The organism is Pedobacter suwonensis (genome assembly GCF_044762335.1).
Lineage (GTDB): Bacteria > Bacteroidota > Bacteroidia > Sphingobacteriales > Sphingobacteriaceae > Pedobacter.
Map to the genome: position 1 here is coordinate 193,270 of NZ_JBIWEB010000005.1, position 14,575 is coordinate 207,844.

Annotated in this window: 9 protein-coding genes; 2 read left to right on the forward strand and 7 right to left on the reverse strand. The window is 39.6% G+C overall.

The features are described 5' to 3' along the window. Window positions 1-95: 95 nt before the first annotated feature. From ACIQXP_RS10490 to ACIQXP_RS10500, 3 genes are read right to left on the reverse strand one after another with little or no spacing between them, the layout of a single operon-like run. Window positions 96-1,661 carry a DUF4957 domain-containing protein gene (locus ACIQXP_RS10490; protein ID WP_387505415.1) on the reverse strand — a complete coding sequence of 522 codons (1,566 nt, stop codon included), beginning with the start codon at window positions 1,659-1,661 and terminating at the stop codon, window positions 96-98. Between the two features lie 10 nt (window positions 1,662-1,671). Next, window positions 1,672-3,468, reverse strand: coding sequence for a RagB/SusD family nutrient uptake outer membrane protein (locus ACIQXP_RS10495; RefSeq protein ID WP_293743841.1), 1,797 nt, complete (start codon window positions 3,466-3,468; stop codon window positions 1,672-1,674). A 22-nt stretch (window positions 3,469-3,490) separates the two neighbouring features. Beyond that, complete coding sequence (locus ACIQXP_RS10500) at window positions 3,491-6,673, reverse strand: SusC/RagA family TonB-linked outer membrane protein (protein WP_387505414.1); 3,183 nt, start codon at window positions 6,671-6,673, stop codon at window positions 3,491-3,493. Window positions 6,674-6,934: 261 nt separating this feature from the next. Here ACIQXP_RS10500 and ACIQXP_RS10505 point away from each other — a divergent pair, with 261 nt between their 5' ends. Further along, complete coding sequence (locus tag ACIQXP_RS10505) at window positions 6,935-7,951, forward strand: LacI family DNA-binding transcriptional regulator (RefSeq protein WP_387505413.1); 1,017 nt, start codon at window positions 6,935-6,937, stop codon at window positions 7,949-7,951. Window positions 7,952-8,074: 123 nt separating this feature from the next. Further along, window positions 8,075-9,259 carry a class I SAM-dependent rRNA methyltransferase gene (locus tag ACIQXP_RS10510; protein WP_293743845.1) on the forward strand — a complete coding sequence of 395 codons (1,185 nt, stop codon included), beginning with the start codon at window positions 8,075-8,077 and terminating at the stop codon, window positions 9,257-9,259. Window positions 9,260-9,359: 100 nt separating this feature from the next. On the opposite strand, the gene ACIQXP_RS10515 is transcribed toward ACIQXP_RS10510, so the two are convergent. The 4 genes from ACIQXP_RS10515 to ACIQXP_RS10530 form a co-directional block, all read right to left on the reverse strand. Continuing rightward, window positions 9,360-9,794: a carboxymuconolactone decarboxylase family protein gene (locus ACIQXP_RS10515; RefSeq protein ID WP_293743847.1), complete on the reverse strand. Its 435-nt coding sequence runs from the start codon at window positions 9,792-9,794 to the stop codon at window positions 9,360-9,362. A gap of 277 nt (window positions 9,795-10,071) precedes the next feature. After that, the gene (locus ACIQXP_RS10520) at window positions 10,072-10,641 is read right to left on the reverse strand and encodes a Crp/Fnr family transcriptional regulator (RefSeq protein ID WP_387505412.1); all 570 of its coding nucleotides are present in this window, start codon (window positions 10,639-10,641) and stop codon (window positions 10,072-10,074) included. Between the two features lie 107 nt (window positions 10,642-10,748). Further along, window positions 10,749-11,522 carry a GLPGLI family protein gene (locus ACIQXP_RS10525; RefSeq protein WP_387505411.1) on the reverse strand — a complete coding sequence of 258 codons (774 nt, stop codon included), beginning with the start codon at window positions 11,520-11,522 and terminating at the stop codon, window positions 10,749-10,751. Window positions 11,523-11,575: 53 nt separating this feature from the next. Then, window positions 11,576-14,386, reverse strand: coding sequence for an outer membrane beta-barrel protein (locus ACIQXP_RS10530; RefSeq protein WP_387505410.1), 2,811 nt, complete (start codon window positions 14,384-14,386; stop codon window positions 11,576-11,578). Between the last annotated feature and the right edge of the window lie 189 nt (window positions 14,387-14,575).

Consider the following 14,575-nt stretch of genomic DNA (forward strand, 5'->3'; position numbering starts at 1 on the left):
AACTCTTGAAATGTTTTTAAGGCGTTTCGACAGGCTCAACGTGACAAATTAGGGGTGAAATTACAAAATGATACTTCCTCTTCTAAAGAAGGTTATTAATTTCGCCATCTCGGGTCGCCAATTCCGTTTGTTTTTAAATCTTGCTGACTGATGGTAAAATTACCTGTAGAAGGCGATGTAAAACCAGGATTAAGCGTCGTATATGTTCCGGCATCATATTTAGCACCGGCAGTTGCACTACCCGAAATAAAAGTTGGGGCAGCAAAATAGTTGTTCGCTGTAAAATTGCCCGCTACAATATTTGTAGAAAGCTGGTTGGTTAAAATGCCACCAGAGCTGGCTACTATATTTTTCGAAAAGTAGATCTCATGTTTCGCCAGTCGAACGTAAAACAACCTGTTTGAAGCGCCATTGCTAATTCCATTTAAGGTATTGGTAACAACATTTATAACGGATATTATGCCAGGGAAATTGGTCGAGCCTGCAGGGTCCATCCTGATAAAATCTCTGGCCAGAACAGCAGCATAAACTGTATTGTTGGTGAAATTTAATGTTTTGGTCAAACCCGATCTAAAATCGATAAAATCGCCGCCATTACATTCGATATTGTTAATGATATTTCCCTTAAAAGTTACCGACTCGATAAGTACCTTTAAATTTACATAGAAAAGCCCTTTGGTATAGTTTCTTACAACTGAATTCTCCAGCACGAAATTCCCGTAAGCGTTATCAGATGCTTCATCGTAGATAAAAGTTTGATTCCCATTTAACGATCCGGTGCCATCCAATATTACATCTTTCACCGTTAAACCTGCATTGGACTTTAATCTCAGAACCATGCCGTTAATAATCGGTCTGTCAGTTGGTTTTGTTCCCCTGATGGTAATTGATTTTGATGCAATAACATCTGCGTTTACGGTATAAGTTCCTGGTGCAAGCCCAAAAACAGTCCCGGCAGTGGCATTTGCAATCAGGGTGGCCAGGTTATCTGACGGGCTTACCAGGGTTGCACCTGTAAAATTATAAAGTGTGGTAAAAGTTGCCGTTCCCCTAACTTTTGTACCAGCCATTAATTTTGCGGAGTAATCTGTTTCTCCGGTTAAGCCTGTTATGGTTGCTTCCCCAGCAGCAATCTCTGCTGCGGTAACTGTATGTGTGATATTTCCGGGTAATATGGTAATTGTTGTTGCTGTTTCGCCAGGGGTCCAGTTGAGCACAACTGAACTTGCGGTTAGTTTGGTTTGGTTTACCGTTTGGAAAATCTGTTCAGTATCTGTTTTTGCAGATGTGCTTACCCATTTGGAATCTGCAATGCCCTGTGCAACACCTTTCACCCTGATTGCATATTGCGTATCGCCTATTAATCCGGTAATGGTGTAGGGTAATTGTGCAGCGGTAATGCTGGTTATAGATTTCACCGGAGTACCCGTAAAATCAGCATTATCGTATACCTCAATGGTATAAGATGTTGCATTCGGTACAGCGTTCCACGTTAATTTAACACCAGTTTTATTTACAATGGTCGCTGTTAAACCAGGGGTAGAAAAAACCCGGTTAACCTCAAGTTTGGTAATTTCTTCTAAGTTATTTTTTTTACATGCCGATAAACAAACTGTCGCCATGAGTAAGAAGTGGTATATATATCTATTAATCTTTTTCATAACCTCTGGTTTATAAGTTTAAAGGCTTATTATTTAACATTCCGTTAGATGAATCTAAAAATACCTGCCATATTGGCCAATATTGCTGAAGATTAGGGTCTTTTGTATAGAGGGCGTTCCAGTATGAAACTGTTTCTCCGGTTGTAACCATCGTCCAGGCTTTATTTGAAGTGTATCCTAAAGCAACTCCCTGCGCGTCGGTATCTCCAAATTTCAACCCATAAATTTCTACCGTTTCGCCATTAGCAGCTGTCCGGTAATAGATTTTGGCGGGTAGGGCAGCATATTTACCCTGCCTGTTTTCTAACTGCTGTAATTTAGTTTTGGCTTCAGCCAGTTTTGTGCCCAGCAAATTCCAGCGGATCAGGTCACTTTTTCTCAACATTTCACCTGTAAATTCCAGGGCTCTTTCATTCACGATTGCCTCAAAAAAGGCCGATTTAGATGCAGTTGCCGTGGCCATAAAAGCGGTAACTTTATTAGGCGCTGTAGGGAAGGCCCTGTCTCTGATCATTTTTAGATATGGCGCAGCAGCTGCCGGCCCATCAAGATCGTTAATGGCTTCAGCAGCCATGAGCACCACATCGGCATAACGCATGTACATCCAGTTTAACCCATCATCATTGGTTGCCGTTACCCTTCTTTTCATCCACTCGTAACGGTATTTGCCAAAATACAAACGGCCAAGCGACGAAGGCACCTGTATCGCACCTTTTGTTCCATCGCCACCGTCCCACTCATAAGGCACAACAGTTACATCTCTGCGTACATCATCATTATCATATTCGTACAGCATAATAGGATTCGGTCCGTCAGTTCCGCCTTTATTCTGGCCTGTGTACTGGTCTGTTTTAATGTGTCTTACACCCAAATCAAAAATTACGCGTCCCCGGCCATCGCTAAATGGAATTTCCCACATCGACTCCAAACCTGCCGCACCGGTTTCCTCATTCAGTTTTCTAAAAACTTCTTCAAATCCAAGAAGCCTTAATTTGCCACTGTTGATAATATCAAGGCACTCTTTTTTGGCAATGGCATACATTTTATCGTGCGATAATTCAGGATCAGAACTTAATTTAACCATTCCATCAAGGCGCTGCGCATAACCTCCTGCGGCTAATGCCAAACGCGCCCTTAAACCTTTTGCAAAAGCCTTGTTTACCCGCTCAACTCTCGCTGTTGTGGTGTTCTCGCCTGGCCATGGCAGGTAACCGGCAGCTTCATTTAAATCAGCTAATAACTGTTTATAGATGACATCACGGTCGCTTCTGGGCAGATAAGCTGTTGCAGTAGTAATGGGTTCAAAACGTGCCGGCACATCGCCCCAGCCTTTTATAAGGTCGTTGTATATCACAGCCCTCAAGGTTAAAATCTCACCGAGGATCTGCGCCATTGCGGGGTTACTTTCTATATTGCCATAGGTTCTAATGCCCCTTATGGCCAGGTTAGCTCTTTCAATACCTTCGTAAAATTTAGCCCATGCATTATCGGTAGTATTCATTTGGCTATTGTTCACATTACAGTTGTAATTAGAGAGTTTAGCTTTGTCATCGTCAACCGATTTTAATGTATTGTATACTTCTGTATCATTGTTAAGTCCGTAGAATACTAAAAAACGGCCCCTGTACGAATTGGTTTCCCCGAATGATTGAAGTACGCCAGCTATAGAGCCTTCAGCTAAACTTGGGGTAGAGAAAATAACAGACTCATCTAATGAAGATTTTGTTGGTGCATCTAACGTTTTTTTACAGCTACTAACAAATGTTATTCCTGCAATTACAAATAACGTATATATAACTTTTTTCATTTTCTTGAAATTGAATGGTCTTCTAAAAATTAACGTTTAGTCCGAATAAGTAAGACTTGCTTCTTGGGTAAGCAGAATAATCAACTCCGGGTGTAAGTGGTGTATTTCGTCTCGTCGAAACTTCTGGGTCGAAACCGGTATAATTAGTCCATAACCAAACGTTATAAGCAGAAGCATAAAACCTTAATTTTTTCATCTTTAACTTGCGCGATATTTTTTCAGGTAAAGTATACCCAAGGGTAAGTGTCGATAACCTTAAAAATGAACCATCTTCCACAGCCCAATCGCTTAAAACAAAAGTTCTGGTATATGGCGACCATAGGGTGGTGTTTGCATTCATGGCAGATAATTCAGCAGGATCGTTACTTATTGTTCCGTCTGCCCTTAAGTTTGTCCAGCGCTGTCCGCTTTCCATAATCGAAATCAGGTTTCTGGAAGCGTATTTACTGGTAGAGGTATATTCGATCTTATTGGCATTATACACATCGTTTCCATAACTCCAGTTAAAATATGCACCAAGATCAAAATTGTAAATTCTCGAATTAAGCGAGAAACCGCCAGTATTTAACGGATTGGTGTTACCGATGATGGATCGGTCAGATAAATCAATTTTTCCATCTCCGGAGATATCTTCAATTTTCATTGTACCTGGGCGTACGGTGCCTACAAATGCAGTAGCATCAACTACGCCTGGTTTTAATATCCATTTGCCGCTGGTGGCATTATAACCTGTAAAGTCAGAGACTTCATATCTTCCGGCACTTTTATATCCGTAAATCCGGCCAATTGATGCGCCTTCCTCTACAAGATAATCTACACCAATTTCTGTTGATGCCCATCCCGAGGTACCATTAATGTTTTTAACCGAGCCTAGAGAAATCACCTTGTTCCGGTTAAAACTGATGTTCGCATTAACCGTTAGGTCGAAATTTTTTTCTTTTATGGCGTTCCAGTTTACAGAGAATTCTAAACCTTTATTCTGTGTTTGGCCCAGGTTACGGTATTGTGCATCATAGCCGGTACCTCCAACCGGGAATAAGATGAGGAGGTCTTTTGTTTTATTTAAGTAGGCATCAATTGTTCCCGTAACTTTAGAATTAAATAAGGCAAAATCAAGTCCGATGTTTCTGGTGATGGTTGTCTCCCACTTTAGATCAGGGTTTGCCATAATTTTAGATGCCGCCCAATAATTGTTGAAACCATTTATCCAGGTTGTAGTGGAGTTTTGGAACGATTGGGTAATTTGCCCTGGAGGGATATTGTTGTTACCTGCAGCACCATAACTTCCCCGTAATTTTAAATCTGTTAACCACGATTTTGTACCATTCATAAAGTCTTCCTGAGAGATTCTCCAGCCGGCAGAAATCGATGGAAAGTAGCCCCAGTGGTTTTCGGCAGAAAATTTAGAAGAACCATCCGCCCTGAATGTTGCACTTAACAGGTACTTGCCTTTATAATCGTAATTGGCCCTGCCGAAAAACGAAAACAATTTATCATCAGGCAAAAAATTGTTATCGATTATCGAAGCTTTACCTTGAGTGGTTAATACCCTGGTTTGCTCGAATCCAAATGTTTTAGGAAAGCCATGCACTTCAGTAGTTAAGGTATTCTGCTCCGTTTTAATAAATTCCTGACCTAATAAAATATTAAGGTTATGGCTTTTGCCAAGAATCTTACTAAAGTTATAATTAAGCGTATTCGTATTTCTAAAACTATTTCTGGTGGTGTTCATGGAGTTCAGCGTCGGCAGATTAGGATAATCGGCAAGGTTTTTTACATAGTAAGTTGTAATGCCGTAAAAGCGGTCCTGATCATTCCTAAATCCGTCGTAACCTACTTCAGACCGAAGTTTTAAATTATCGATAATTTCATAAGTTGCTGCTCCGTTGATATTATAGGTTTTACGGTGAATATATTGATCATTATCAGAAATGGCTACCAGTGGATTGTATAAATTAAATTCGTCATTGGTATCTGTCGATGCCGTTAAGCCCGGTACCGGAAAGGCTGGGTATAGAATGGCATATTTTAAACGGGAGTCGGCTGAAGATTTTTCATTTTGCTCATTTGCTCCACCACCACTGGTCTTGGTGTCGGCATAGCGAAAACCAAAATCTAACGTTAAGGCATCATACAATCTGTGGTTTAATTTAAAATTAATGTTCTGTCTTTTAAAATCAGACATTTGCATAATGGCCTTATCGGTAACAAAGCTATGGCTTAGGCTGTATTTGGTTTTGTCGCTTCCACCTGTGATGCTTAAATTCTGGTTAAAAGTGGTTCCTGTACGTCCGAATACCAGGTCTTGCCAATCGTTTTCAGCAATATTATCATATAAATCTATATCCTGGTAATTCCCGAAATATTGAGTGTAATCTGTTAGGGTACCATCCAATAATGCGCGTTCGTATTGCCAGTGTACATAATCTGAAGCGGACAGTACGTCCAGTTTTTTGGCTAATTTTCTTATTCCCCCGAAAACATTATAGGTAATATTGGTTTTTCCGTCTTTACTGTTTTTGGTGGTAACCAGTATTACACCGTTAGCCCCTCTTGAGCCATAAATGGCTGTTGATGATGCATCTTTTAACACATCAATTGATTCGATGTCCTGTGGGGCAATGTCGGCTATTGAAGTTACCGGAAAGCCATCAACGATATAAAGCGGGGAGTTATCTCCCGTAATAGATCCACCTCCTCTTACCCTTACGTTGATCTGTGCATCCGGCGATCCTTCTGATGAAGAAATATTAATACCAGCTACCCGGCCCTGTATGGCCTCGAGCGCAGAAGATACCGGAGCGGCGGCAATTACATCAGCACCTAAAGAACCAACGGCGCCTGTTAAGTCTTTTTTACGCACAATGCCGTAACCAACATTAACAGTTACCTCTTGAAGATTGTTGGCATCTTCATCTAAAGTTACTGATAGTTTGGTTTCATTTGTGACCGAAACATTTTTGGTTTTATAACCAATGTAGGTAAAAGTTAAAACTGCAGCATTTGTAGGCATGCTGATCTTGAAAGTACCATTCGTATCGGTACTGGCTCCATTTTTTGTGCCAGCAACGGTAACACTTACGCCAACCAGCGGCTGGCCGTCTTTTTTATCTTTTACGGTACCGGTAACCTGCCTGGTTTGGGCATGAGTTACATATAATCCAAAAAAAGAGAAAAATGCTAAAAAGAGTAGAACTCTGCTCATAATTTATTTATTTGAAAGTGATTTGGTTATTTAAGCTGTTGCAATCGCTTGCATGTAGAATATAATTCTATTTTGAGATGTTATAGTTGGTTTATATTTGGTTACATTAGATTAACAATTTTACAAACTAAAAAGCAATTGAAACCAGATTTAACTAAAAAAGTGTGCAAACGTTCCCAAAAACGTTGAGTTAACGTTTATAATATTGCGGTACAAATCGCCTTGAAAAAATATTTTTTGTAACTTGTACGCAATACGAACATGAGATTTGAAACATCTACCATTAAGGATATTGCTAAAGCACTTGGACTGTCAACTTCAACAGTGTCCCGTGCTTTAAGAGACCGTTACGAAATAAGTGAAGAGACTAAAAAGCTGGTTTTGGCCTATGCCGAAAAGGTTAATTACCGTGCCAATCCCATTGCACGAAGTTTAAAAGAACGCAGAAGTTATTCTATCGGCATTATTGTGAGCGAAATTGCCAACAACTTTTTTTCTCAGGTGATTAACGGTATCGAATCGATAGCCTATGATAAGGATTATCATGTGATTATTTCACAAAGCCACGAATCATACAAGCAGGAAAAGCTAAACGTAGAGCACCTGGCATCACGCTCTATTGATGGCTTGCTGATTGCACTTTCGTCTGAAACGCAGGATATTGATTATTTAAGAGAATTATATGCCAAAGGCTTACCCATTGTGTTCTTTGATCGTGTGCCGGGGGATTTTGAAACCCATAAGGTAATTGCCAATAACTTTAAAGGTTCTTTTGATGCTACAGAACACCTTATTTTATCAGGAAAAAGGACCATTGCGCATTTAACCAATTCCGAAAACCTCTCTATAACGAAGGAAAGATTAGCGGGCTATAAAGCAGCTTTAGCCAAATATCATATCGAATTCAGGCCAGAATTGGTGAAATATTGCCAGCATGGCGGCATGCATAGCGCAGAACTGGAACAAGCAGTGAAAGAATTGTTGCCACTTAAGCCCGATGGGATTTTCATTTCGAGCGACCGCTTAACCACAGGCTGTATAATGGCGCTAAAGAAAACCAATCCTGATGTGGCGCATAAACTTGCCATTGCAGGTTTTACCAATTCTAATCTAGTCGATTTGTTTTCGCCATCTCTCACTTCTGTAAAGCAGCCCGCATTTGAAATGGGACGGGTAGCAACCGAATTATTAATTTCAATGATTGAAGCGAAAAGGCCTGTTACCGAGTTCGAAACTAAGGTTTTGGATACGGAGCTGGTACATATGACGAAGCGGTGAGCAACTGGTGTTAAGCGGGTGGCGCGGGGCGTATAGCGCTTATAAAACGCTATCCCTAAGCCTCCAAATGCTTTGCTCCAAACTCCCAACCCTCAACTCCAAACTAATTATTACCTTTGCAGTATGGTAGAAATCATATTAAAAAAGGGTAAAGAAAAAGCAGCACTACAAAGGCATCCATGGGTATTTTCAGGAGCATTAGAAAAAGTTAAGGGAAAACCCGAAGACGGTGATGTGGTAAAAGTTTTTGCTTTCGATCATGAATTTCTCGCCTATGGATACTTCAACAGCAATTCGCGTGTTGCCGTTCGTTTGTTAGAATGGGATGAAGCGCAAACGATTGATCGCAGCTGGTATCAAAACCGCTTAAAACAGGCCATTGCATCACGTCAATCCATTTTAAACGAACAAACCGATACTTGCCGTTTGGTTTTTAGTGAGGCTGATTTTCTGCCGGGTTTAATCGTTGATCAGTATGCCGATTTCCTCTCGTTGCAGATTTTAAGTTCCGGAATAGAGAAAGTAAAAGCAGAAATCGTAGAAATTTTAAAAACTGAATTAAATCCAAAAGGAATATTCGATAAAAGTGATGCCACCGCCCGTACCCATGAGGGCTTGCCTGTTGAGAATGGATTACTTTGGGGAGAAAATCCACCAGCGTTTTTGGAGGTAAAAGAGAATGGAATTATTTACCACATTAATATAGCCGAAGGGCAAAAATCAGGCTTTTACTGCGATCAACGTGATAACAGAAACATTTTAGCCAGTTATACAAAAGGGAAGAAAGTTTTAGACTGTTTTAGTTATAGTGGTGGTTTCAGCCTGAACAGCCTGGCAAATGGCGCTGCAGGTGTTACCAGTGTTGATAGCTCGGGCCTGGCCATTGAAACCCTAAAGCAAAACATTGCCCTCAACCAATTTGATGTCAAAACAGTAACGGCGATCCAGTCGGATGTGAATAAACAACTCCGGGCTTTTAAAGAAGCGGGCCAGTTGTTCGATGTGGTTGTGCTTGATCCCCCTAAATATGCGCCGTCGCGTTCGGCGTTAGATCGTGCAGCGAGGGCTTATAAAGATTTAAACCGTTTAGGTATGCTATTGCTGGAAAAAGGTGGTCTTTTGGCAACTTTCTCCTGCTCTGGTGCCGTTGATATCGAAACCTTTAAACAGATTATTGCCTGGGCAGCGCTTGATGCGGGCAAAGAAGTGCAGATTATTAAACAATTCTGCCAACCAGAAGATCATCCCGTACGGATTTCCTTTCCTGAAGGAGAATATTTGAAAGGATTGTTGTTAAGGGTGCTTTAAGTCATGCAAACTACTTTAACTACTAAGACAAGTAGCCTGAAGTTACTTTGAATATAACGGGCATTAGGTGTCTTAGTAGTAAATTGAAATCAATACCTGATTATCCAACCATCACTTTAGCCGTAATGGCCAACCTGTTCCAGGCATTAATGGTCACTATAGCCATAATAATCTGCGCCAATTCCTGTTCGTTAAAAAAGCTGGACGCTTTTTGATAAGTCGCATCAGAAACATGATGACTGATTAAGGTCACTTCTTCTGTTAAAGCTAAAACGGCTTCTTCTTTCGGGGTAAACAAGGTCGTTTCCCGCCAGGCATTTAATAAATACAAGCGTTGTTCAGTCTCGCCTATTTTACGGGCATCTGTTGCGTGCATATTTAAGCAAAATGCGCAGCCATTAATCTGCGATGCACGCATTTTAATCAATTCCAGAAGAATTGGATCCAGTTTGCTGGTTGATAAATATTTCTCCAAACCATACATGGCCTGGTAAGCTGCGGGTTCTGCTTTTGCGACGTCAATTCTACTTTCCATTTTATTTGTTTTTTGATTACGTTGTAAAGTTCCTGATTCCGTTATCGAAAAAACTTAATGTAGTTTAAGAAATGATTATTTAACCGCAAAGGCCGCCAGGTTTTGCGCGGAGCTAAACAAAGAGCTATACTTTTATCCTCCAACACTACCACATTAATAAATTAACCACATAGTAAAATGAGGTTTTCACCGAGTGGCACTAAGTGAATTTTTATTGCAACCAACTCAGTGTGCTTTGTGTCATACTCCGCGGGCTTCGTGGTTAAAAAAGAGTAAATCACTTCTTTGCCCTGATTTTACTTAAAAATTCGGGGGTAAAACCCAGGTAAGAAGCCAGCATATATTGTGGCACACGTTGTACAAATTCAGGAAATAAACGATTGAAATTGCGGTATCTTTCTTCCGCTGTTTGGCTATAGAGGAATTTTATCCTGCGTTGCGAAGCCTGATGGTTTTTTTGGAGTATTAATCTAAAATACCGTTCCAGCTTGGGCAATTGATGGAACATTTCCTCATATTGGTTGTTTCCAATGGCAATTACGTCGGTTGGTTCCGCCGCCTGTATATAAAATTCAGAATGCTCCTGAAAAAGAAAGCTGGTTAGATCGGTAATCCACCAGTTTTCTATAGCAAACTGAGTGGTCTGTTCAGCACCTTTTATATCGATGAAATATAGCCTTAAACAGCCTTTTACTACAAAATAATTTGCCCTGCAGGTTTGTCCTTCTTCTAGTAAAAAACCTTTCTTTTTAACAGATAGAGGTTGCAGAAAAGGCGCCAGTACTTCCTGCTCATCTTTATTCAGGTTTATGAATTTATTAATGTGCTTGTAAAGTGCGCTAGCCATGGCTGATTATTAATTATGCGAAAATAAGGATAACCATCAGGATTCAGCTCAATTCAATTGAGGATAAAGTTTAAAGCATAAGCAAGATCCTGTAAATCTTTAACGGCTTACATATCTGCAGCTTTCAAAATATCGTTTGCATAGTTGCCCCAGTCTTTTAAGGCCCCCTTTAAAATATCGCTCAGGTGCTTTTTATTCACAGGTTTTCCTTTAGCTGGTGCTTTAAGTCTGGCATCAGCTATTTCCACATCTTTTACCGCAGTAGCAAACCAGGTAATATGCTCGCGGGGCAATGCTACACCCAATATCATACCTGGTAACCCATTAAAAGTTTCTGGTCCTCCTGATACCGGAATGCTTTCTGTATAAAAAGCGACCACATAGATCGAGTCCATTATCAAAGCATTTGCCCTGCGGCAATCGTAACCAGCAATGGTTCTGAATTCGTCCGTTATTTTCCAGTTTATCTTACGGATGGAATCTTTGACGAGGTAGGTTTCTTCGTAAACTGATTTTTGATTGATGCTCGTACCCGTCTTTAAATTTGTTAATATAATGTTACTCTGTTTAGCGGATGCAAAATTGTTGGCCCAATTGTTAGTGGTGCTTTCATCTGCAAGTGGAGTAAAGAGTGTTTGTTCGTTTTTAAAAACAAGCTCGCTTTTTAACGTTTTAAACTGCGGATTATTCTTTTGATATTGTTCTAAAGCCTGGGTACTCCAAAAATTGTCAGGGTAGCGCTTTGCCTGATCTTTAAGCAAAGCATATATATTGATCTTCTTTTCAAATTCAATAATCCCCTGGTGTACAAACCTGGCATTTTGTGCCATTGCATAATTTATGGTGCAAATGAGCATGAGTATAGCGTGTTTCAGTTTCATTTAAATTTTTTTAAAAGATCTGTTTTATATTGTTTCTATGATAGCGATGCAAATTATTTCTGAGGTGCTCCTCCACCCATTTTATTAAAATCCCAAACTAAAGAAAACATAAAGTACCGGCTGATATTATTGTAATTGGTTTGGGTAATCATATTTGAATAAGCAGATCGCCTGAAGCCTCGGTTTTGGTTAAATAAATCGTTGCCACGAACGGTGAATTTCAAATCTTCCTTTTTAAAGAACGATTTTGTAATCGAAGCATTAATGATAATCTGCTCAAAACTGGTGTTAAATGCCTGCGATTTTGGGGTATAGGTATATTCGCCATCGGCCTGGAGTTTGATTTTCTTCGGTAAAGTAAAGCTCATGCCTCCCCAACCCTGTAAGCCCCATCCTTTATTAGACCGTTCTTTTTGTAACGAAGCAACCTGTGCATTATAGCTGGGGCCGAAACTCAAATAGATTTCACTTTTATCTTTGTATCGGTTAATATTTAATGAAGGACTAAAATTGGTGTTCACTATCTGGTTTAATTCTACCTCATTGCTGAACTGACTTTTTACATAACTGTAACTGGTACTACCACCTGCATTTAAACTTAAGCCTATATCCGAATCAAATAAAAATTTCAGCTTTCTGTTGATGCTACTGTAGATATTGTAATTGATGGGTGTTTTTCCGGAGAGATTAACAGACTGGGCAATTGTTTTTCCAGTGCTATCAGTTTGTGTATTGCTAACAATGGCTTTATTCACAAACCCGAAACCGCCGCTTATGTATATTGATTGTTGGCTTAATACTTTATAAGAATTATAACTTGCATTAACGCGGCTATTAAATGATGGGGCCAGGTTAGGATTGCCTAAAGGTTGATACAGTGGATTATCATTTACTTTTACAGGCTGCAACTGGTCTACCGTTGGTTGGTTGGTGTTTCCGTTGTAGCCGATGCGGAAAGATTTTTGTGCAGAGAATTTATACTGATAACTGGCCTGTGGCAACCAGTTAACAAAATTTCGTTTATAACGTTGGCCGGAAAGCTGCTCCAGCTGATCGAAATTGACAGCACTTAACTTACTCCCTAAACTAATGGTTGTTTTTGTGGTTTTATAATTAAAAACGGCTCCACCCTGATTGATGTATTGTGTGGCTTTAAAATCATTACTAAATTCTTTATCCAACACATTATAATTTCCTGGTGTAGATTGATTAAAGGATTTGCGGTCAGATCGGCTGTCATTAAGACCAAATCCATAATTCAAAACTAAAGCTAACGACTTGCTCAGTGGCTCGTTATAGGTTAAATTGGTGCTAAGGACAGCATTACGGGTACTGTTCGTTTTAAATTGATCAGTTAGTTCACCGCCTTTTTTTACACCTGCCTCATCAAAATACTTTACATCCGAATATAAAAAACCTTCACTGTTGATCTGGTTAATCTTTTGGCTGATGTTAACCGAATAATTACGCCCAGGTTTTTTAAGCTTCCTGGTATAAAGTGCAGAGATGTTAAAATTTTTCTCTTTACCATCATTGCTGTTCTTCTGGTCATTACTATTTAACTTAGAGTTGTCGCCTCTTAATCCCTCACTTTTTGAACTAGAAGTATTGTCGCTGTTTTTAAGCATCCCATCAACGGATACCTTTAAATTACTTGTAGTATCCAACTTTACGGTGTAAGTGGCATCCAATTTTTGCCTGAATACATTCCGGTCAGAATTTTCATCTGTGGTGGTATTGATAATCCCGTCTGGTAAATTATTTTGGCTGATGATATTTTTGGTAGTTTTAATACCTAAAGCACCCAGTTTATAATTGGTATTAATCGTTTCCTTATCATTGTTCCATTTATTATCATAATGTGCACCCCCGGTTATTGCCCTTGGTATACCCTCTCCGTAATAATTACCACTTTCCATTTCATCTCCGCCACCATAGCTAAACCAGATACTTCCATCATCACCCATTTGCATATTATCGTTTCCTGTACCCAGTTTATTGTTGTCCTGCCAGCTTAGTCCCGTTGTACCATTATTGCCAGCTGTGCCATAAACAGAAAACTTCTGTTTTGCTTTAAAGCGATTGAACAATACCTGGCCCTTATAAAAATCATGCGTACCATAACCCGCATCAACTTTTCCGAAATAACCGCTTTTTTTATCTTCTTTTAGTTTAATATTGATTGTCTGTGTTTTCTGCCCGTCATCAACTCCGGTAAATGCCGCCTGGTCGCTTGATTTTTCGTAAAGTTGTACCTTATCTACCATATCTGCCCTTAAATTTTTGGTCACCAGGGTCGGGTCATCACCAAAAAACTCTTCACCATCCACCAGTACTTTTGGTACAGTTTTACCCTGGGCGGTTATCTTTCCATTTTTATCTATCTGTATGCCGGGCAGCTTCTTTAACAGATCTTCTACCTTATCGTTGGGTTGAATATTGTAACTTGAAGCATTAAATTCTGTCGTATCGCCCTTAATTTTAATAGCGGCTTTTTCTCCCTTAATAATTACATCCGCGAGTATTTTGGCCATCCCGGTAAGATTAATCTTGCCATAATCTTTTACATGGGTGGTAGAGTCGAGTGTGAAATGGTCTACAAAATCGGCATACTTCGGATAGGAAACCAGTAAAATAAATTTTCCGTTTTTAATTCCGGTAAGTTCGAATGTGCCATTTTCTGCTGCCCGGGTAAATTTTACCAAAGTAGAATCTTTTGCATTTAAAATGGCTATTGATGCTCCTGATAAAAGCGTTGTAGATGCGGTGTCAATTGTTCGGCCTTTAATGCTGTGAAGACCCTGCGCTTTGGAATAAGTGGTGATAAAAATAAAAAAGCATAGCGAGAGCAGTAGACGTTTCATAGACAGGATTTGGTTTTGTTTCCCGAATATAAACTAATGCATTAGTTATTTATAATAGTTTAACTTTTTTTAACAAAAAAATATGCTTCATGGCAGTGCTTAAAGATCTATCTTTTTTAAAAACCTGGATAAACTTACCATCTCTACCACAGCTATATATTTCTTTATAAATTAATTAATTTAGGATGT

Bases quoted from the DNA above. Each gene is read 5' to 3' on its own strand.
- ACIQXP_RS10520 (WP_387505412.1), bottom strand. From the start codon at position 10,641: ATGGCTAGCGCACTTTACAAGCACATTAATAAATTCATAAACCTGAAT.
- ACIQXP_RS10495 (WP_293743841.1), bottom strand. From the start codon at position 3,468: ATGAAAAAAGTTATATATACGTTATTTGTAATTGCAGGAATAACATTT.
- ACIQXP_RS10510 (WP_293743845.1), top strand. From the start codon at position 8,075: ATGGTAGAAATCATATTAAAAAAGGGTAAAGAAAAAGCAGCACTACAA.
- ACIQXP_RS10500 (WP_387505414.1), bottom strand. From the start codon at position 6,673: ATGAGCAGAGTTCTACTCTTTTTAGCATTTTTCTCTTTTTTTGGATTA.
- ACIQXP_RS10490 (WP_387505415.1), bottom strand. From the start codon at position 1,661: ATGAAAAAGATTAATAGATATATATACCACTTCTTACTCATGGCGACA.
- ACIQXP_RS10515 (WP_293743847.1), bottom strand. From the start codon at position 9,794: ATGGAAAGTAGAATTGACGTCGCAAAAGCAGAACCCGCAGCTTACCAG.
- ACIQXP_RS10525 (WP_387505411.1), bottom strand. From the start codon at position 11,522: ATGAAACTGAAACACGCTATACTCATGCTCATTTGCACCATAAATTAT.
- ACIQXP_RS10530 (WP_387505410.1), bottom strand. From the start codon at position 14,386: ATGAAACGTCTACTGCTCTCGCTATGCTTTTTTATTTTTATCACCACT.
- ACIQXP_RS10505 (WP_387505413.1), top strand. From the start codon at position 6,935: ATGAGATTTGAAACATCTACCATTAAGGATATTGCTAAAGCACTTGGA.